This window comes from Streptomyces sp. NPDC060035, from assembly GCF_042736635.1.
Taxonomy (GTDB): domain Bacteria; phylum Actinomycetota; class Actinomycetes; order Streptomycetales; family Streptomycetaceae; genus Streptomyces.
The window spans coordinates 67,966-85,379 of record NZ_JBHWVO010000011.1 but is presented as its reverse complement, the minus strand read 5'-3'; the positions used below and the strand labels follow the sequence as shown (position 1 = coordinate 85,379).

18 protein-coding genes are annotated in these 17,414 nt (G+C 68.2%); 6 read left to right on the top strand and 12 right to left on the bottom strand.

Annotation, left to right across the window (positions count from 1 at the left end; translation table 11 throughout):
• Window positions 1-70 precede the first annotated feature (70 nt).
• Entirely contained in the window at window positions 71-1,501 is a 1,431-nt protein-coding gene (pyk, locus tag ACFWBQ_RS19270) for a pyruvate kinase (protein WP_385490132.1), read from the top strand.
• A gap of 287 nt (window positions 1,502-1,788) precedes the next feature.
• Here pyk and ACFWBQ_RS19265 read toward each other — a convergent pair whose 3' ends face one another.
• The 4 genes from ACFWBQ_RS19265 to ACFWBQ_RS19250 form a co-directional block, all read right to left on the bottom strand.
• Entirely contained in the window at window positions 1,789-3,072 is a 1,284-nt protein-coding gene (locus ACFWBQ_RS19265) for a hypothetical protein (protein WP_385490129.1), read from the bottom strand.
• The gene (locus ACFWBQ_RS19260) at window positions 3,062-3,646 is read right to left on the bottom strand and encodes a DUF6114 domain-containing protein (protein WP_385490126.1); all 585 of its coding nucleotides are present in this window, start codon (window positions 3,644-3,646) and stop codon (window positions 3,062-3,064) included. Before ACFWBQ_RS19260 ends, ACFWBQ_RS19265 begins: the two co-directional genes overlap by 11 nt.
• 97 nt (window positions 3,647-3,743) lie before the next feature.
• A complete protein-coding gene (locus ACFWBQ_RS19255; protein ID WP_385490123.1) occupies window positions 3,744-4,382 on the bottom strand; it encodes a DUF6230 family protein in 639 nt (212 codons plus the stop codon).
• Between the two features lie 599 nt (window positions 4,383-4,981).
• Window positions 4,982-5,962 carry a tetratricopeptide repeat protein gene (locus ACFWBQ_RS19250; protein ID WP_385490120.1) on the bottom strand — a complete coding sequence of 327 codons (981 nt, stop codon included), beginning with the start codon at window positions 5,960-5,962 and terminating at the stop codon, window positions 4,982-4,984.
• 316 nt (window positions 5,963-6,278) lie between these two features.
• Here ACFWBQ_RS19250 and ACFWBQ_RS19245 point away from each other — a divergent pair, with 316 nt between their 5' ends.
• Window positions 6,279-6,905 (top strand): TetR/AcrR family transcriptional regulator, encoded by a 627-nt coding sequence (locus tag ACFWBQ_RS19245; RefSeq protein WP_385490117.1) that lies wholly within the window; start codon window positions 6,279-6,281, stop codon window positions 6,903-6,905.
• 45 nt (window positions 6,906-6,950) lie between these two features.
• Here ACFWBQ_RS19245 and ACFWBQ_RS19240 read toward each other — a convergent pair whose 3' ends face one another.
• The 3 genes from ACFWBQ_RS19240 to ACFWBQ_RS19230 all read right to left on the bottom strand — a co-directional run bounded on the left by ACFWBQ_RS19240 (window position 6,951) and on the right by ACFWBQ_RS19230 (window position 9,655).
• Window positions 6,951-8,651, bottom strand: coding sequence for a methylmalonyl-CoA mutase (locus tag ACFWBQ_RS19240; RefSeq protein WP_385490114.1), 1,701 nt, complete (start codon window positions 8,649-8,651; stop codon window positions 6,951-6,953).
• 106 nt (window positions 8,652-8,757) lie between these two features.
• On the bottom strand, window positions 8,758-9,090 hold the full coding sequence (locus ACFWBQ_RS19235) for a DUF3817 domain-containing protein (RefSeq protein WP_385490112.1): 333 nt from the start codon (window positions 9,088-9,090) through the stop codon (window positions 8,758-8,760).
• 55 nt (window positions 9,091-9,145) lie between these two features.
• Window positions 9,146-9,655: a MarR family winged helix-turn-helix transcriptional regulator gene (locus ACFWBQ_RS19230; protein WP_385490109.1), complete on the bottom strand. Its 510-nt coding sequence runs from the start codon at window positions 9,653-9,655 to the stop codon at window positions 9,146-9,148.
• A gap of 95 nt (window positions 9,656-9,750) precedes the next feature.
• Between ACFWBQ_RS19230 and ACFWBQ_RS19225 the strand changes: the two genes are divergently transcribed.
• Window positions 9,751-9,876: a hypothetical protein gene (locus ACFWBQ_RS19225; protein ID WP_385490106.1), complete on the top strand. Its 126-nt coding sequence runs from the start codon at window positions 9,751-9,753 to the stop codon at window positions 9,874-9,876.
• Window positions 9,877-9,899: 23 nt separating this feature from the next.
• Here the strand turns inward: ACFWBQ_RS19225 and ACFWBQ_RS19220 are convergent, their stop codons facing one another.
• The 4 genes from ACFWBQ_RS19220 to ACFWBQ_RS19205 all read right to left on the bottom strand — a co-directional run bounded on the left by ACFWBQ_RS19220 (window position 9,900) and on the right by ACFWBQ_RS19205 (window position 14,430).
• Window positions 9,900-11,855 carry a galactose oxidase-like domain-containing protein gene (locus tag ACFWBQ_RS19220; RefSeq protein WP_385490514.1) on the bottom strand — a complete coding sequence of 652 codons (1,956 nt, stop codon included), beginning with the start codon at window positions 11,853-11,855 and terminating at the stop codon, window positions 9,900-9,902.
• A 9-nt stretch (window positions 11,856-11,864) separates the two neighbouring features.
• Window positions 11,865-13,631 (bottom strand): glycosyltransferase family 2 protein, encoded by a 1,767-nt coding sequence (locus tag ACFWBQ_RS19215; RefSeq protein WP_385490511.1) that lies wholly within the window; start codon window positions 13,629-13,631, stop codon window positions 11,865-11,867.
• 158 nt (window positions 13,632-13,789) lie between these two features.
• Window positions 13,790-14,083 (bottom strand): MTH1187 family thiamine-binding protein, encoded by a 294-nt coding sequence (locus ACFWBQ_RS19210; RefSeq protein ID WP_015578763.1) that lies wholly within the window; start codon window positions 14,081-14,083, stop codon window positions 13,790-13,792.
• Window positions 14,080-14,430, bottom strand: coding sequence for a DUF3817 domain-containing protein (locus tag ACFWBQ_RS19205; RefSeq protein WP_356423900.1), 351 nt, complete (start codon window positions 14,428-14,430; stop codon window positions 14,080-14,082). The genes ACFWBQ_RS19210 and ACFWBQ_RS19205 overlap by 4 nt, the downstream gene beginning before the upstream one ends.
• Window positions 14,431-14,651: 221 nt before the next feature.
• Between ACFWBQ_RS19205 and ACFWBQ_RS19200 the strand changes: the two genes are divergently transcribed.
• Together ACFWBQ_RS19200 and ACFWBQ_RS19195 are read left to right on the top strand one after the other, a co-directional pair.
• The gene (locus ACFWBQ_RS19200; protein WP_385490509.1) at window positions 14,652-15,284 is read left to right on the top strand and encodes an AIM24 family protein; all 633 of its coding nucleotides are present in this window, start codon (window positions 14,652-14,654) and stop codon (window positions 15,282-15,284) included.
• Entirely contained in the window at window positions 15,284-15,934 is a 651-nt protein-coding gene (locus ACFWBQ_RS19195) for an AIM24 family protein (RefSeq protein ID WP_385490103.1), read from the top strand. Before ACFWBQ_RS19200 ends, ACFWBQ_RS19195 begins: the two co-directional genes overlap by 1 nt.
• Here ACFWBQ_RS19195 and ACFWBQ_RS19190 read toward each other — a convergent pair.
• A complete protein-coding gene (locus ACFWBQ_RS19190) occupies window positions 15,885-17,171 on the bottom strand; it encodes an RNA-guided endonuclease InsQ/TnpB family protein (RefSeq protein WP_385490100.1) in 1,287 nt (428 codons plus the stop codon). The genes ACFWBQ_RS19195 and ACFWBQ_RS19190 overlap by 50 nt on opposite strands.
• Window positions 17,172-17,221: 50 nt before the next feature.
• Between ACFWBQ_RS19190 and ACFWBQ_RS19185 the strand changes: the two genes are divergently transcribed.
• A complete protein-coding gene (locus tag ACFWBQ_RS19185) occupies window positions 17,222-17,380 on the top strand; it encodes an Arc family DNA-binding protein (RefSeq protein ID WP_385490097.1) in 159 nt (52 codons plus the stop codon).
• Window positions 17,381-17,414: the final 34 nt, after the last annotated feature.

The following is a 17,414-nucleotide window of genomic DNA, read 5'->3' as shown; positions in this document are numbered from 1 at the left end:
GCCCGCGCCCCTTTGTATCTTCCACCAGACGGAATATTCCGCAGCGAAACAAACCGATAGGATCCGCCTCATGCGCCGTTCCAAAATCGTCTGCACCCTCGGTCCCGCCGTCGACTCGCATGAGCAGCTCGTCGCTCTGATCGAGGCCGGCATGAGCGTGGCCCGTTTCAACTTCAGCCACGGCTCCCATGCGGAACACCAGGGTCGATACGACCGTGTCCGCAAGGCCGCCGCCGAGACCGGCCGGGCGGTCGGCGTTCTCGCCGACCTCCAGGGGCCGAAGATCCGCCTGGCGAAGTTCGCCGAGGGCCCTGTCGAACTGGTCCGCGGGGACGAGTTCACCATCACCTCGGAGGACGTCCCCGGAGACAAGTCGATCTGCGGCACCACCTACAAGGGCCTGCCCACCGACGTCTCCAAGGGCGACCCGATCCTCATCAACGACGGCAACGTCGAGCTGAAGGTCGTCGCGGTCGAGGGCAACAAGGTCAGGACCATCGTCATCGAGGGCGGTGTCATCTCCGACCACAAGGGCATCAACCTGCCCGGCGCGGCGGTGAACGTCCCGGCCCTGTCCGAGAAGGACGTGGAGGACCTCCGTTTCGCCCTGCGGATGGGCTGCGACCTGGTCGCTCTGTCCTTCGTACGGGACGCCGAGGACGTGAAGGACGTCCACAAGGTGATGGACGAGGAGGGCCGCCGGGTCCCCGTCATCGCCAAGGTCGAGAAGCCGCAGGCCGTCGAGCACATGGAGGGCGTTGTCGCCGCCTTCGACGGGGTGATGGTGGCCCGTGGCGACCTGGCCGTCGAGTATCCGCTCGAGAAGGTCCCGATGGTTCAGAAGCGCCTCATCGAGCTGTGCCGCCGCAACGCCAAGCCGGTGATCGTGGCGACCCAGATGATGGAGTCGATGATCACCAACTCCCGGCCGACCCGCGCCGAGGCGTCCGACGTCGCCAACGCGATCCTGGACGGCGCGGACGCGGTCATGCTGTCCGCGGAGTCCTCCGTGGGCGCGTACCCGATCGAGACGGTCAAGACGATGTCGAAGATCGTCGTCGCCGCCGAGGAGGAGCTCCTGTCCAAGGGCCTCCAGCCGCTCGTGCCGGGCAAGAAGCCCCGCACCCAGGGTGGTTCGGTCGCGCGTGCGGCCTGCGAGATCGCGGACTTCCTGGACGGCAAGGCGCTGGTCGCCTTCACCAAGTCCGGTGACACCGCCCGCCGGCTCTCCCGCTACCGCACGACCCAGCCGATCCTGGCCTTCACCACGGACGAGGCCACCCGCAGCCAGCTCGCCCTGAGCTGGGGCGTCGAGGCCCACGTGGTGCCGCACGTGGCCAACACGGACGAGATGGTCGACCTGGTCGACGAGGAGCTCCTGAAGCTGAACCGCTACAACACGGGCGACATCATGGTCATGACCGCCGGCTCGCCCCCCGGTGTCCCCGGCACCACGAACATGGTCCGGGTCCACCACCTGGGCGGCGAGAAGCGCGACTGACGAGCCCACGGTCCGCACCTCCTCGCGGATCGTCGGCCGGTCGGCCCCGGTCACCGGTCGGTGACTGCGGAAGTCCGGGAAACGAAGGGCGGCACCCTGGGCACCCCAGGATGCCGCCCCGAACGGCTGCCGTTGAGACGGATCGAAGCCCACACCTCTCGAGAGCCGTGCCTCACGGAGGAAGTCCGCCACGATCCGGGACGCAGTTCTCTGCTCACGACTGCGGGCCGCGCCTCCACAAGAGGCGCGGCCCGCAGTCGTTTTGCGGCTCCCGAAAGGGTCTGTGACTAGCTGTTGCCGCCGGTGAAGAAGTTCTGCAGTCCGGGCACGGCGAGCGTGCCGCCGAACTGACCGGCCTGGGTCACCTTCACGTTGGTGAAGAAGGCGAAAGGTACGTTCAGCGGCGGCGGGGTCTCCGGGCTGAAGGTGATCGGGATGAGACCGAAGAGGTTGCCCTTCAGCTCCTCCGTGTACATCGTCACCGTGCCGTTGCGGATGGTCGACGTGGAGCCTTCCCGCGACTTGACGTGACCGGTGGTGCCCGCGGGACCGACCGTCAGCTGGTGGAGGTCCTTGATGTCGATGGAACTCGCGGTGAACTTCAGCACCTTCTTCGTGCTGCCGTCACCCTTCCTCACCTCGACGATGCCCTTGTAGTCCAGCCCGGCGAGCGTGAGCTTGGACGACTCCAGGATCCACGGGTCGTTCGGGAGCAGCGGGATGCCCTGCTCCAGGTCGGCCGCGGCGAGCGCCTCGGGGTCGGCGGTCGGGCACGGGAAGCGCTCCTTGGCGCCGTCCGGGATGTCCTCGTCCTTCACCGGGTCGAGGCCCTTGGCGCCGTCCTCGAGCTCCTCGACGCCCTGGCCGGCCTTGTCGGCCGCGTCACGGATGGCGTCGGCGGTCTTGTCGACCGTGTCCTTCGCTTCCTCCGTGACCTTCTCGACGGGCTTCGTGGTGGCGCTCTCCGTCGGCTTCGGAGCCTCCGTGGCGGCGCTCTCCGCCTGCTCGGGAGCCTCCGTGGTGGCACTCGGGGACGGGCTGGCCGTCGCCTTGTCCGGTCCGTCGAGGAGGTCCTTGAGCGCGTCACCGACGCCCAGCGGGTCGAGCGGGTTCTTCGACTGGGTGGGCGTGGGCGTGGGAGTGGGCGTCGCCGGAGCCTTGTTCTCTGCTGTGTCGCCCGCTGCCGGAGCGCTCGCACTCGCAGAGGGCTTGGGCTCGGCGGTCTCCTCCTTGCCCGGCTTCTCGTCCTTGTCGGCGGCTTCGCCGGTGGACGTGGCGCTCGGGGTCGGCTTGGCCTCCGGCTCCTGCGACTCGCTCGGTTCGTCGGAGCGTGTCACACAGGGACCGGGGGCGAAGGGTATGTCCGCACTGTCGTCGGCCAGGGCGAGCCTGGGCGTGAGCCCCATGCCCACGAAGACCGCCGTGGGCATCGCGGCGAGCGCGAACGCCTTCTTGCCTGCGGGCATGTGCAGCTTCGTCAGCAGCGACTTCCTGGGGGCCGCGTGGCGCGGCCCGCTTCTCACCCGGTCGTCCTCCCCGGTCGAGTTCGGCTGCGTCTCGTCACCCCGCACTGTTCCTCCCGCCGTTGGCGTCAACGTGTCCGTTCGTGCTGCCGTCGCTCCACGTTTCGGATGCGTCGGCACCGTGCGACGGCTCGGCCGCCTGCGCCCGATCGGCGCCGTACTGGGACTCGGTCTCCGGCTCCTGCGGCGCATACCCGGCCGCGTGCTTGGCCGTCGTCCGCTCGGCGTCGGGTATGCCCGGCGCCCAGGAAAGGGCGAGGCAGCCGCCGACCATGGACAGCAGGAACCCGATCAGGAAGCCGCCGAGGTTGGACACCGGAATGGAGACCAGTGCCAACAGGATCGTGGCCACACCGGCGAACACCCGGACGATGTGGTGGTACCACATGGTCAGACCGAGCGTGATCAGCAGTACACCGATGATCAGTGAGCCCGCGCCCGCCGTGGTCGCCATGGCCAGCGTCAGATGGCCGATCTTGAGATTCGCGTACGGGAGGTACGCGATCGGACCGCCACCGAGCGCGGTCAGGAGGCCCGCCCAGAAAGGCCGGGTGTGCCGCCAGTCACGGAACCGCAGCTGCCAATAGGCGAAGTCGCGGGTGCCTGTGGTCTCGGCGCTCATGGAAACAGCTCCCTGGAACCGGTCGTGCTGTGAGAAGAAGAGGGAGTCGGACGGGCGGGCCGGCGTGGCCGCCGCCCCGCCCGTCCGGGCGGAGTGCTTAGTAGCACTCCTTGACGCCGTTGTAGAGCTTCATGCTCAAACCGCTGAGCTTGAAGGTTCCGGCCGTGGTTGCCCACGCCGTCTGCTTCACGTTCCGCAGCTGCGCCCGGTCCGCCTGCTGGGCGAAACCGTTCTCGTTGACGTTCTCGCCGGACTTGATGGCCGGACCCTTGGAGGCGTCCTTGGCCGCAACACCGATGTCGATGTTGGTGAACTCGGCATCGGCCTGGAGGTCCGCGACATCGATGTACAGGTTCTCGGCCTGAACCGGCGTCTTGCCGCCACCGGCCTTCAGCTGAAGGCTGACCGAACCCAGGAGCGGGATGTCCGGCGTGACGACGGACTGGCACATGTTCGTGATCTCAGCCGTCTTGAACGACGAGATCGCGACCGGGTGCAGAGTCTTCTTGTCACCCTTCATCTCCGCGTAGCCGGCGTCTATGCCGCCGTACTGCGCGAAGCCATGACCGTCGAGGTAGTCGGCCGACACCTTGAACGACTGGCCCGACACGCTGAACGACGCGGCGAGCGCACCCTGCGCCAGCCCGACGCCCACCGCGGCGGTCGCGAGAACACTCGGCACCATGACCAGAGCGAAACGCTTCCATCTGGTTCCACCGCGAACTTGGGAACTCATAAATTTCCTCCTTCTCGGACGTACATCTCCGGTGCGGGCATCGTGCCCGTCCTGGGATGGGAGAAGTGCTACGTCCTCGGGAAGGAGAGCGCCCGGACCGGAGGCGCGTACCGCATCCGAATCACCGGCGATCACCCCCGAGCGACAACCACTGGTCACGCGTCTGCGCAACCGGTTCGGACAGGCCCTGCCTATGGGCAGGAACCCCCCTGTCCGCGATCGGCACCACTGCCGCCGACCACTCGGTGGGGACCCAACTGGCCGCCGACGCCGACTGGCCGTCGGGCTGGCGGGTATTGGACCGAGCGTGGCCGATCGTGGTGCATTCGCGGCCGCGACACAAGGGGGGTCGTTACTCGCTAGTAACGACCCGATAACCAGGGTGCGACAGGGGGGTACCGTCCGGCCACACAGGGTGGCGCCGAAGGGGCGTGCGAATAGTGAGATTGACGTCCTAAAGCGGACAGATCCCAGGATGCGATTTACTGCGAGTAACAGCGCGTACTTTTATCAAGATTTGGTAAAGCGAGGGCATCCATTGTCGTCGGCCCGCGAAAACGGCCGCGGCGCCCCGCGGGCACCACGGCCGTGTTGTCACATCAGAACAAGACGCGCGCCAGGGCCGTCCGCGCTGCGGTGACCCTGGGATCGTCGGGGCCGATCACCTCGAAGAGCTCGAGAAGCCGTACCCGGACCAGGTCCCTGTCGTCACCGAAATTGCGGCGGACCGCCTCGACGAGGCGTCCGAACGCGTCCTCGACATGACCGCCGACGAGATCGAGGTCGGCGGCGGCCAGCTGAGCCGCCGGATCGGCCGGATTCTCCGCGGCGTCCTTACGGACGCGCTGCGGATCCAGGTCGGCGACCCGGCCGAGCAGTTCGGCCTGGGCGAGGCCCAGCTTGGCCTCGGTGTTGACCGGGTCATCGGCGAGCACGCTCTTGTACGACTGGACGGCGCCGCTGAAGTCATTGGCATCCAGCGCCTGCGCGGCTGCCTCCAGAAGCGCGTCGTACGGCCCGGCGGGCACCTCGGCCGGGACGCTGTCCGCCGCCACGTCCGCCGCGGCATCCGGATCGACCACGATCCCGGTGAGACCGAACCGCTCCTCGCCCACCTGGATCAGCTGGTCCAGTGTCTGGCGGATCTGGGTCTCGGGGGCCGCGCCCTGGAAGAGCGGGAGGGCCTGTCCGGCCACCACGGCGAAGACCGCCGGGATGCCCTGGATCCCGAACTGCTGCATCAGCATCTGATTGGCGTCGACGTCGACCTTGGCGAGCACGAAACGGCCGTTGTACTCGGTGGCGAGGCGCTCCAGGAGCGGGCTGAGCTGTTTGCACGGCTCGCACCACTCGGCCCAGAAGTCGATGACTACCGGGACTTCGGCGGAGCGCTGGAGGACGTCGCTCTCGAAGCCCGCCTCATCGACGTCGATCACCAGGGAGGCCGGGGCGACACTGCCACCACCGCCCTGCCTGGCGGACTCCGCGCGGGTCTGCTCCGCCTTTGCCTTGGCCTCGCCGGCCGCCTTCACAGCGGCGAGGTCGACGACGCCGCTCATGGACATGTTCCTAGGCTGCATATGTACATCCTCCCCCCTGTGCGCACGGATTCGGAAAGCGATCCGCGAACCGCCTCCGTCCACAGCCACGCCGGTGTGCGCGGCGCGCGGACGGAAACGGTTCCGGGGCCCTGAAAAACCCCGTTCTCGGCGCCGGATCCCCACCCGGCACCTGTGGCTGTCGATCAGTCGTGACGCAGGACGGATGAACCATCGTCCTTACGCTACGACCCGTAGCGTAACTGGCCGGACCCCCTTCCGGGCAAGAGCGTCCGGTGATCTGTCTCACGGGTACCGGAACCCGCCAGCAGTACTTACTGGCCGGTATGGTCACCGCATGCTGAGCCGCAGCCACCCCAAACCCACCCGATCGGGACGTCCGCGCAGTGCCGCCGCCGACGAGGCGATCCTGGAGGCGACCCGTGCGTCACTCGTCGACCTCGGCTGGTCGAAGCTGACGATGGGTGACGTGGCGACCCGGGCGGGGGTCGCCAAGACGACCCTCTACCGCCGCTGGGCCGGGAAGAACGAGCTGGTCGTGGACGCAGTCGCGGTTCTCTTCGACGAACTGGAGCTGCCCGACCTGGGCAGCCTGGCGGCCGATGTGGAGGGTGTGGTGCTGCAGTTCGCGGCGCTGCTGGAGCGGCCGGAGACCAAGACGGCCCTGATGGCGGTGGTCGCGGAGTCGACCCGCGACGAGGCGCTGCGGGACCGGATCAGGAACTCCATCGTGGACCGGCAGAAACGGCTGGTCCTCGAGGGCCGGGCGCGGGCGCAGGAGCGCGGCGAACTGCCCGCCGAGCCGGACCCGTCGGCGGCGGCCCGCACCGCGGATCTGATCTTCGATGTGATCGCCGGTGCCGTCGTGCACCGGGCGCTGGTGAGCGCCGAGCCCGTCGATGCCGACTGGGCCCGGCGCTTCACCCTGCTGCTGCTCTCGGGACTGGGAGCGGCGTCCGCCTAGACGTCACGGGCGGACGGCGCATCGGACGGTACGTCGGACGGTGCGTCAGAAACCGGGCGGCTCCGTGTAGGTGCCCCACTCGTCGCGCAGGACGCCGCAGATCTCGCCCAGGGTCGCCTCGGCCCGTGCGGCCTCCAGCATCGGCCCGATCATGTTCGAGCCGTCGCGGGCGGCGGCGAGCATCGCGTCCAGCGCGGCACCGACCCGGGCGGCGTCCCGGCCCTCCTTGCGTCCGGCGAGGTCGCGCACCTGGTCCCGCTCGACCTCGTGGCTGACGCGGAGGATCTCCAGGTCACCGGTGACCGAGCCGAGCGCGACGTTGACGCCGACGACCCGCTTCTCGCCCTTCTCCAGCGACTGCTGGTACTGGAAGGCCGATTCGGCGATCTCACCGGTGAACCAGCCGTCCTCGATACCGCGAAGGATGCCCGAGGTCATCGGGCCGATCGGGTGCTTGCCGTCCGGGTGGGCCCGGGTGCCGCGCTCCTTGATCTGGTCGAAGATCTTCTCGGCCTCGGCCTCGATACGGTCGGTGAGCTGCTCGACGTACCAGGAACCGCCCAGCGGGTCCGCCACATTGGCGACGCCGGTCTCCTCCATCAGCACCTGCTGGGTGCGCAGGGCGATCTCGGCCGCCTGCGCGGAGGGGAGCGCGAGGGTCTCGTCCAGGGCGTTGGTGTGCAGCGAGTTGGTGCCGCCGAGGACGGCGGAGAGCGCCTCGACCGCGGTGCGCACGACGTTGTTGTACGGCTGCTGGGCGGTGAGCGAGACACCGGCTGTCTGCGTGTGGAAGCGGAGCCACTGCGCCTTGTCGGTCTGCGCTCCGTACGTCTCCTTCATCCAGCGGGCCCAGATGCGGCGGGCGGCACGGAACTTGGCGATCTCCTCGAAGAAGTCGAGGTGCGCGTCGAAGAAGAAGGAGAGGCCCGGTGCGAAGGTGTCCACGTCCAGCCCGCGGGAGAGGCCGAGCTCCACGTAGCCGAAGCCGTCGGCCAGCGTGTACGCGAGTTCCTGTGCGGCCGTCGCTCCGGCCTCGCGGATGTGGTAGCCGGAGACGGAGAGGGGCTTGTAGTCGGGGATGTCGCGGGCGCAGTGCTCCATCAGGTCGCCGATGAGGCGCAGGTGGGGCTCGGGCTGGAAGAGCCACTCCTTCTGCGCGATGTACTCCTTGAAGATGTCGGTCTGGAGCGTCCCGTTGAGCACTCCCGGGTCGACGCCCTGGCGCTCGGCGGCGACCAGGTACATGCAGAAGACGGGGACGGCGGGGCCGCTGATCGTCATCGAGGTGGTGACGTCGCCGAGCGGGATGTCCTTGAAGAGGACCTCCATGTCGGCGGCGGAGTCGATGGCCACACCACAGTGCCCCACCTCGCCGAGCGCGCGGGGGTCGTCGGAGTCGCGGCCCATCAGGGTCGGCATGTCGAAGGCGACGCTGAGTCCGCCGCCGCCCGCGGCCAGGATCATCTTGTAGCGCTCGTTGGTCTGCTCGGCGTTACCGAAGCCGGCGAACTGGCGGATGGTCCAGGTGCGGCCGCGGTACCCGGTCGGGTGGAGCCCCCGGGTGAACGGGTACTCGCCGGGCCAGCCGATCCGCTCGAACCCCTCGTACGTGTCGCCGGGGCGGGGCCCGTACGCGGGCTCCACCGGATCCCCGGAGAGCGTGGTGAAGTCCGCGTCGCGCTTGCGGGCCTTGTCGTAACGGGCCTGCCAGCGGAGGCGGCCTTCCTCGATCGCGTGAGCGTCCATGGTTCAAATTTACTAGGACGTCCTAGTAAATGTCGATGGCAAACCGCCCGGTGCTTTGCACGGGGCGGTTCGGTACGGCGCGGAGCGGTACGGTCCGGCAGTCCGGTCAGGCCTTGACGGCCTGCGCGGAGCCGTCCGTGATCAGCGGCTCGACGTCCTGGACGACCTTGCGCTCGACGAAGAACGCGGCCGTGGGGATGGTGCCGGAGACCAGCACCCAGAGCAGCTTGCCGATCGGCCACTTCGCCTTGGAACCGAGGTCGAAGGCGAAGATCAGGTAGATGATGTAGAGGACACCGTGGACCTGCGAGACCACGAGGGTGAGTCCCTCGCCGGTGTCGAATCCGTACTTGAAGACCATGCAGGTGCACAGCACCAGCAACATGACGGCGGTGACATAGGCCATCACCCGGTAGCGGGTCAGCACACTGCGTTTCATGGCATCGAGCCTAACCGGACGACCGTGGCGATCTTGCAGCGCCCTGCCCCTGCGGTTACCTGTCCTCGAAGTCCTGGGCGGCCACCCGGAGCGGGCGCAGCATCGCGAAGATCTCGGCGCACTCCTCGGCGTCGTACACCCCGAGCCCGAAGTCCATCGCCATCAGGTCCTGCGTGGCCGCCTCGACGACCTCACGGCCCTTGCCGGTGATGGAGGCGAGGGTTCCGCGGCCGTCGTTGGGGTTGGGGCGCTTGTCGACCAGCCCCGACCTCACCAGGCGGTCGACGGTGTTGGTCACGGAGGTGGGGTGCACCATGAGGCGCTCGCCGATCTTGGACATCGGCAGCTCACCGGCCTTGGAGAAGGTGAGCAGGACCAGTGCCTCGTAGCGGGCGAAGGTCAGCCCGTACGGCTTGACCACCGCGTCCACCTCGGCGAGCAGGATCTGCTGCGCCCGCATGATCGAGGTGATGGCGCCCATGGAGGGCACCGGCCCCCAGCGCTGGTGCCAGAGTTCTTCGGCGCGGGCGATGGGATCGAAGGGAAGGCTGAGCGGCTTCGGCACGGCACGACCTTACCCACTGGTCACATGCCGGTCAGCCTTGTCTCGCACTTCGGTACCGGACGCTTGTTCTACCGACCTCCGCGACCAGGAAGAGGGTGCGCACGGTCCCGATCGCCCCGGAGGCCGCGACCTTCCCGGTGCACCGGGAAGAACTCGGCGGCAAGGCCGGCCAGGGCCATGCCGGTGCGGTACCGACCGCACACCGCCCGGCACCGCCCTGACGGCGCAGGACCCGTGAGCGTGCTCAGCCGACCTTGACCCACTTCGCTTCGGAGGGCGTGCCCTCGGCGTCCGTGAGGAAGAGCATGTACCAGCCGGGCGGCACCAGCGTGGCATCCTGCGGCACCGCGACCGTCACCTTGCCCGCGGTCCTCTTCAGACCCAGCTCGATGGAGCGCTGCTCGACGTCCGTGGTGTGCGTGACCGCGCTCGGCCGCAGCAGTCGGGCTGCGGCGATCCTCCCGGAGCCCTCGACGGCGTACGTCGCCGAGCCACCGCGTACGAGGGCCTCGGGCCCGCTCCCGATCACAGGCCGTTCGCCCTTGCCGCGGTGCAGGGCGGGCGGTGTGAAGACCTCCATCCGCTGCTCGAACGTGCCGAGCCTGGTGTTGGCCCTGTCGCCGTACAGGGAGTCGGAGCCGAAGGTCGCCACCCGCCCGTCGGGCAGCAGCAGCGCCTCCGAGTGGTAGTTGCGCCCGATGGTCGGATCGGCCGCCGCCGTGAACTCGTTGGTCCCCGGGTCGTAGAACTGCGCCTTGAGGATGTTGCTGGCGCCGCGCCCCCGGTAGTCCCTGGAGCCCCCGGTGGTGAAGACGGTGTCGTCCGGCATGAGCACGCTGTTCAGATAGCGGGTGCCCTGCGGAAGGTCGGGGCCCTGCTCGAAGACCGGGTTGTCCTTCGCCAGATCGACGATCGCGGTGCGGGCGGTCGACTTCCCGGACTCGCCGACCCCTCCTCCGCCGAGGACCATCACCTTCTGGTCCTGCACGGGCGGCAGCATGAGGGAGGCCGCCGTCTCGAGCTCGTCGGTGTCGGTCAGCCCGCCGGTCGCCGTGAAGGTGTTCTTCTCCGGGTCCCAGAGCCCGGGGATCCGCCCCTTGTCCGCGGGCCCGTAGCCGGCGTTCGCTCCCGGGTAGAAGAGCTTGCCGCCCTTGGTCAGGAAGAGCGCCGGGTAGGTCGGAAAGTAGCGGAAGGGCCCCTTGGACCACTTCTTCGCCCTCGGATCGTAGATCTCGTTGTCGCCGGTCAGGATCTCGCCGACGTCGTCCAGCCCGGACACCGCGAGCACCTTGCCGTCCTCCAGGCCCACGAGCGTCGGGTACCAGCGGGCCTCCTTCATGGGGGCGACCGGAATGTACTTCTCGGCCACCGGATCGAATTCGTACGCCGCCCTGATCCCCTGGAAGTCCTGCTTGTCCATGGTGATCTTCTCTGCGAGCCCGTACGCGTTGTCGGCCGCCTTCCCCTTGAGGCCCTGGATCCTGTACTGGGCGGCCCCGGTGGCCACCGCCCGCGGACCGTCCTTCACCGCTTCCACGAAGACGCGCTGTTCGGAGGCGGTCACCTTCGTCTTCCACGGCTTCATCGCGCCGCTCCCGAAGTAGTCCACCTCGAAGGCACGCTTCGCCTTCGGCACGGTGACGTCGAACCTGGATACGTACTCGACACCGGCCGGTGACCGGAAGACGGTGCCCTTCCTGAGGGTGAGCGGCTTGTCCGGGTTCTCGTTCTTCACCCGCATCCCGCCGCCGGCGTGCCGCACCTTGCCGTCGAGCACCTCGTAGCGCGCGGTACCGCCCGCGATCAGGAGACGGCCGTCCGGGAGGGCGGCATGGCCGCCGCAGAAGAAGTCCTCCGGGGTGTCGATCTTCTTGAAGGTGTTGGCCGCCGGGTCCCACAGGACCGTGTCGAAGGTGCCCGCGTCGAAGTGCTTCTCGTCGTTGCCCGAGCCCGCCACGATCAGCACCTTCCCGGTGTGCAGGAGGGCCGCGTGAATGGCGTTCGTCCGGTATTCACCGGGGATGACGACCCTTTCCCAGGAGCCGTACTCGGCCTTGTACGCCGGCCGGTCGATCTTGTACGCGCGATACCTGTGCTCCGCGAAGGACAGCACCGCGGGGGCGTTGAGCCCGGCGAGAACGACCACGGCGCCGCCGCCCAGGAGGGTCTTCTTCATCTGTTGCGTGGGCCGGTAGGACAAGGGCATGTATCAGTTCCCTCCTGCGGGGGTGCTCGCGCTCGTGGTGGTGACGATCGCCGGTTCCGTCTCCTGCACGGAGCCGGCCGGCCGGGCGGCGCGCGCCCTGCGGTGCCGCAGCCGGCCGAACGACCACACGGCGACCGGGGAAAGGGCGATCACCATGGCCAGCACCGCCCAGGTGCGCATCGCCGCATGGCTGTGGTCCAGCACCGCCGACGCGATCAGCGAGGCCAGCAGCAGTGCCGCCCAGAAGAGATGCACCCGGAAGGTGCGGAGCCGGTCGGGGCTGACCGAACCGCCCTTGGGGGTGACGACGAACCGGCCGTCGGTACGCAGTACGGCCGCGCCCAGCGACTTCAGGTAGATCGGGGCGCAGAGCGCCGACATCGCCATGCCGGCCAGACCGCCGGAGCCCTCGGGTTCGTGAGGGGAGACGTTGTGGCGGCGGTTCCACAGGTAGAGCCCGATCTGGAGTGCCGCGGCGTCGCTGTACAGCATCAGCCAGAGCGAGGCGGCGACCTGGGTGCCGGAGGCTCCGAGCCAGAGGAACAGCATGCAGCTCAGCACACCGAGCAGCCAGTTGACGGCGTTCATGGGGTAGTAGACGAGCATCAGCGTGTAGCTGAGGAGCCGTCCGGGCGGCACCCGGAACAACGCCTTCCCGTACTGCCTCAGCAGGGTCTCGTACGTCCCCCTCGACCAGCGCAGCTGCTGGCTGAAGAAGTCGGTCCAGGAAGCGGGCCCCTCGCCGACGGCCAGCACGTCCGGGGTGTAGACGGAACGCCAGTGACGGCCGGTCAGCGGGTTGCGGTGGCGGTGGATCTCGAAGCCGGTGGCCAGGTCCTCGGTGATCGAGTCGTAGAGCCCGCCGACCTGGCGCAGTACCGCCATGCGTACGACGTTGTTCGTGCCGACGAACATGGGCGAGCCGTAGCGGTTGGCGGCACGCTGGATCAGCGCGTGGAAGAGGAACTGCTGGGACTCGGCCGCCTTGGTGACGGCCGCTTCGTAGTTCCCGTAGACCTGGGGGCCGACGACGAAGGCGGTGTCCGGGTCACGGAAGTAGCCGAGCATCCGTTCCAGGAAATTGGGCTGCGGTACATGGTCGGTGTCGACGGATGCGAAGAAGTCGTAGGCGTCGCCGTGTCTGGCGATCCAGGCGTTGTAGTTGCCGTGCTTGGTCCTTGCCCTGTGCGGGCCCTTCGCACAGTTCCACTCGGGCACCCCGCTGCGCGTGAAGTGATGGACCCCCAGCTCGGCGCAGAGCATCCTGGCCCCGGGGTCGTCGCCCTCGTCGAGCAGCCAGACGTCCAGCGGCCCGGAGTGGTGCACCGAGACGGCGCCCTGCAGGGTGGCCCGCACCATGGAGAGCGGTTCCTTGCCGGGGACGTACGTGGTGAGGAAGGCCACCCTGGTACCGGGCTCGGGCGTCACCGGGACGGGGTCTCTGGCCACCATCGTGGCGTGGGCGATCGAGACCACGTTGACCAGCATGAACAGCTCGATCAGGCCGATGGAGACGAGCATCCCCGTGTCGGCCAGGACGAGCCATCGTTCGCCGTTCTCGCGCTCCGTCCAGTGCGTGGGCCAGACGAGGTAGAGCAGGAGGAGTCCGGCGAGGACGGGGGCGAGCGTCATCAGGAGGACTGCTCTCGTCCGGTGCTTCTCCGCCGAGAGGAGGCTGCGGTACTGCACCCGGTACCCGCTCGCGGCCGGCTCGGTGAGCGGCCCCGCGAGCCGGCTGTAGCCGGCGTAGTCATAGCCCTCCGACGGCACCACACCTCCAACTGTCGAATGGGTTGATATCCCCACAGAAGGTGACAGACGGCTACATGTCGAGCTAGCAGGTCCGTGTGAGGGGCTTTCATCCCCCGAACGGGACGAGCCCCCGGCAGGCGCCGGGGGCTCGGTGTGCTCGGTGGGCGGACGGGGCGTCAGCCCGCGAGGTGCCGCTCGACCGTCTCGACCTTGGAGGTCAGGCCATCGGTGACACCCGGCCTGATGTCGGCCTTCAGCACCAGGGACACCCGTCCGGCGCGGGCCTCGACAGCGGCGACGGCCCGCTTGACGACGTCCATGACCTCGTCCCACTCACCTTCGATGGAGGTGAACATCGCGTCCGTACGGTTGGGCAGTCCGGACTCGCGGACGACCCGCACGGCGTCGGCGACGTACTCACCGACGTCCTCGCCCACGCCCAGCGGGCTCACGGAGAAGGCGACGATCATGCGCTGACCTTGCCTTCGGCGCGGGCGCGGGCGGCGATGACACCGTCGGCCTCGTACTGCTTGAGCAGCTTGTCGCCGTAGAAGCCACCGAAGGGCACGACCGCGAGGAGGAAGAACAGCGCGACACGCTTGAGCGGCCACTTGGCCTTGACCCACACGTCCAGCAGGAACACCACGTAGATCGTGAAGAGCAGGCCGTGCAGGGCGCCGAGGGGCGGCATCAGGAAGTCGATGTCCGAGACGCGCATCAGGAGCGAGCCGAAAATGAGCAGCGCCGGGAAGGAGAGCGCCTCAGGAACCGAGATGAGGCGCAGCCGGTGCAGGGCGGAAGCGGTCTTGATGTCCACGAGGGCACCTTCGGTGGGAGGGGGCGGTACGGCTTGTGAACGCAGGCACAAGCACCGCCATTGTGGCATCGTCCCCGACCGGCTCCGGTGGCGGGGCCCGGTAGCCGCCGGGCGGGCCGCGATTGCACGTATCGGCGCATATCAGGGTCCTGTCGGGGTCCGGATCGTCCTTACGGGCCCTGTCCGCCGGGCGCCGCTGCGGCTACCGTCGCATCGTGGCAATGTTCCGGCTCCAGGGCAGCAAGACGCTCGCCGTCGACCTCACGGGCGATGCGGTCAGAGCGAAGAACGGCTCGATGGTCGCGTACGACGGCCGGATGGCCTTCAAGAAGATGTCCGGCGGCGGTGAGGGCGTCCGCGGCATGGTGACCCGCCGGCTGACCGGCGAGCAGATGACGATGATGGAGGTGAAGGGACAGGGAACCTGCTACTTCGCCGACCGGGCGAGCGAGATCAGCCTGGTCTCGCTGCACGGCGACAAGCTGCACGTCGAGGCGAGCAACCTGCTGGCCACCGACGGCGGGCTGCGCACCGGCACCACCTTCACCGGCCTGCGCGGCGGAGCGAGCGGCAACGGCCTGTTCACCACCACCGTCGAGGGCACGGGCCAGGCGGCGATCATGTCGGACGGCTCGGCCGTGGTGCTGCGGGTGACACCCCAGTACCCGCTGAACGTCGACCCGGGTGCCTACATAGCCCATCAGGGCAACCTTCAGCAGCACTTCCAGTCCGGGGTCGGTTTCCGGACGTTCATCGGAGAGGGCTCCGGCGAGTCGTTCCAGATCCGCTTCGAGGGCGACGGCCTCGTCTACGTACAGCCGAGCGAGCGGAACACCGTCGGAGGCGATGTCTGATGCCGTTCCGTGAGATCAACTCGAAGATGGTCGAGGCCACGGTGGTGCCCGGCCAGAAGATGTACAGCCAGCGGGGCGCGATGCTCGCCTACCGCGGCGATGTGTCGTTCACCCCGAACATCCAGGGCGGGCAGGGAGGCCTGGCCTCGATGATCGGCCGGCGGGTCGCCAACGAGGCGACCCCGCTGATGACGGTCGAGGGCAACGGCACGGTGATGTTCGGCCACGGCGGTCACCACGTCCAGGTGATCGGACTGGCCGGCGACACCCTCTACGTGGAGGCCGACCGGCTGCTCGCCTTCGACGGGACGCTCCAGCAGGGCACGATGTTCATGGGATCCCAGGGCGGCGTGATGGGCATGGTGCGCGGCCAGGTGACCGGCCAGGGCCTGTTCACGACGACGCTCAAGGGGCACGGGGCGGTCGCCGTGATGGCACACGGCGGAGTGATCGAGCTGCCGATCACCCCGGGGCGCCCGGTGCATGTGGACCCGCAGGCGTATGTCGCCCACCACGGTGACGTGACGAACAAGCTCTCCACCGCGCTCGGCTGGCGCGACATGGTGGGGCGCGGCTCCGGCGAGGCGTTCCAGCTGGAGCTCAGCGGCTATGGCGCGGTGTACGTCCAGGCGTCGGAGGAGAAGCTTTGACATCCTCCCCGGCCTGGAGACCGGGGATCCCTGGCTCACGTTGGCTGAGGACCGGCGGCCCGTCAGTTCTTACACGATCAGCACCAGCCGGGTTGAGACCAGCCCGGACGAGCATCACGCGTGCGGAGTTCTTGTCCCTGGGAGAGACAGCCCCACACGCGGTGCAGGTATAGGTACGTTCCGAAAGAGGTAGCGCGTGCTTGGTTCTCGCTCCGCACTGTGCGCAGTCCATGGTGGTGTGCGCGGGGTGTACGAGATGCAGTCCACGACCATGCTTGCGGGCCATATGGATCAGGGCGGCCTTGGTGGCCCCGATCGCGGCGTCGGCCGCCTTGCGAGCCATCGTGGACTTGGACAGGAACCTCGGCCGGAAGTCCTCAACCGCAATACGGTCATGGTCCCGGACCACAGTCTTGGCCCACTTACGGCCGGCGTCCTGCCGCTGCCGGGCGACCTTCTTGTAAAGCTTCGTCGCCTGCTTTTGTGCCGCGCGGTACCCCTTCGACTGGGGCTTACCCTTCGGTGTGCGTCGGCGGGCCATCATCCGCTGATAGTGAGCGAGGCGCTGAGCCGCGTGCTTGCCGTGTTGGGCATGCGGCAGATCATGCGTGTCACTGGTAGTGGTCGCGGTTTCTTTGACACCCCAGTCGACGCCGATGTCCCGCCAGGTGACAGGCAGCGCCTCAACGGTTGTTTCCACGACGAACGAGGCATACCAGTGCCCCAGGGCGTCACGATAAATCCGCACCGAAGACGGCGCCTTTGGCAGGTCCCGCGACCACACGACTGTCAGGACGATGCCGCCCGCCAGGTGCAGGCGGCCGTTCTTCAAGCGGAATCCGCGCTGGGTGTAGTTCAGGCTCGGGTCGGCCGCGCGCTTCTTCTTGCACTTCGGCATCCCGGCCCGTTGCCGCTGCGGCATCCCGGATTTGATGTCCTTCAGTGCTTTCGCACGGGACTTGGCGAAGTCCCGAATGATCTGCTGCTGTGGCACCGAACTGCCTTTACTCAGCCATGCGTTCGCCGCGCGGGCCTCGGTCAGCATCTTGTCCAGGCGCGCCGGACCACACTTCTCACCTATGGCGTGGGCCTTCTTCGACCGGGCGCAGCATTCGTTCCAGATCCACCGACACCGCGCCCACTCGTCGACCAGGGCCGTACCAGCGGTGGACGACACGCGGAGCCTGTAGGTGTACCGGGCGTGCCCGGCGCCCTCGACTTCCCGCTGCGTCGTCATGGTGTCACAATACCACCATCCACCCGTCGGTTTGTCACTACTATGGAGTCATGGATGAGACAACACGCATCACGCTCCGCCTCCCCGGCGACCTCCATGAGTGGCTGGCCGCAGAGGCCAAGTCGGCTCGCAGATCACTCAACTCCGAGATCGTCTACCGCCTGGAGCTTGAGCACGCCACCGCAGAGAAGGAAGACGGGTCACCCTGACAGCGATTCACCTCTCTCCGCCCTGCCCCACAGG

Coding starts and splice junctions, on each gene's coding strand:
- pyk (WP_385490132.1), top strand. CDS start 71: ATGCGCCGTTCCAAAATCGTCTGCACCCTCGGTCCCGCCGTCGACTCG.
- ACFWBQ_RS19260 (WP_385490126.1), bottom strand. CDS start 3,646: ATGAGCGCCGAGACCACAGGCACCCGCGACTTCGCCTATTGGCAGCTG.
- ACFWBQ_RS19255 (WP_385490123.1), bottom strand. CDS start 4,382: ATGAGTTCCCAAGTTCGCGGTGGAACCAGATGGAAGCGTTTCGCTCTG.
- ACFWBQ_RS19250 (WP_385490120.1), bottom strand. CDS start 5,962: ATGCAGCCTAGGAACATGTCCATGAGCGGCGTCGTCGACCTCGCCGCT.
- ACFWBQ_RS19245 (WP_385490117.1), top strand. CDS start 6,279: ATGCTGAGCCGCAGCCACCCCAAACCCACCCGATCGGGACGTCCGCGC.
- ACFWBQ_RS19240 (WP_385490114.1), bottom strand. CDS start 8,651: ATGGACGCTCACGCGATCGAGGAAGGCCGCCTCCGCTGGCAGGCCCGT.
- ACFWBQ_RS19235 (WP_385490112.1), bottom strand. CDS start 9,090: ATGAAACGCAGTGTGCTGACCCGCTACCGGGTGATGGCCTATGTCACC.
- ACFWBQ_RS19210 (WP_015578763.1), bottom strand. CDS start 14,083: ATGATCGTCGCCTTCTCCGTGAGCCCGCTGGGCGTGGGCGAGGACGTC.
- ACFWBQ_RS19200 (WP_385490509.1), top strand. CDS start 14,652: ATGTTCCGGCTCCAGGGCAGCAAGACGCTCGCCGTCGACCTCACGGGC.
- ACFWBQ_RS19195 (WP_385490103.1), top strand. CDS start 15,284: ATGCCGTTCCGTGAGATCAACTCGAAGATGGTCGAGGCCACGGTGGTG.
- ACFWBQ_RS19190 (WP_385490100.1), bottom strand. CDS start 17,171: ATGACGACGCAGCGGGAAGTCGAGGGCGCCGGGCACGCCCGGTACACC.
- ACFWBQ_RS19185 (WP_385490097.1), top strand. CDS start 17,222: ATGGATGAGACAACACGCATCACGCTCCGCCTCCCCGGCGACCTCCAT.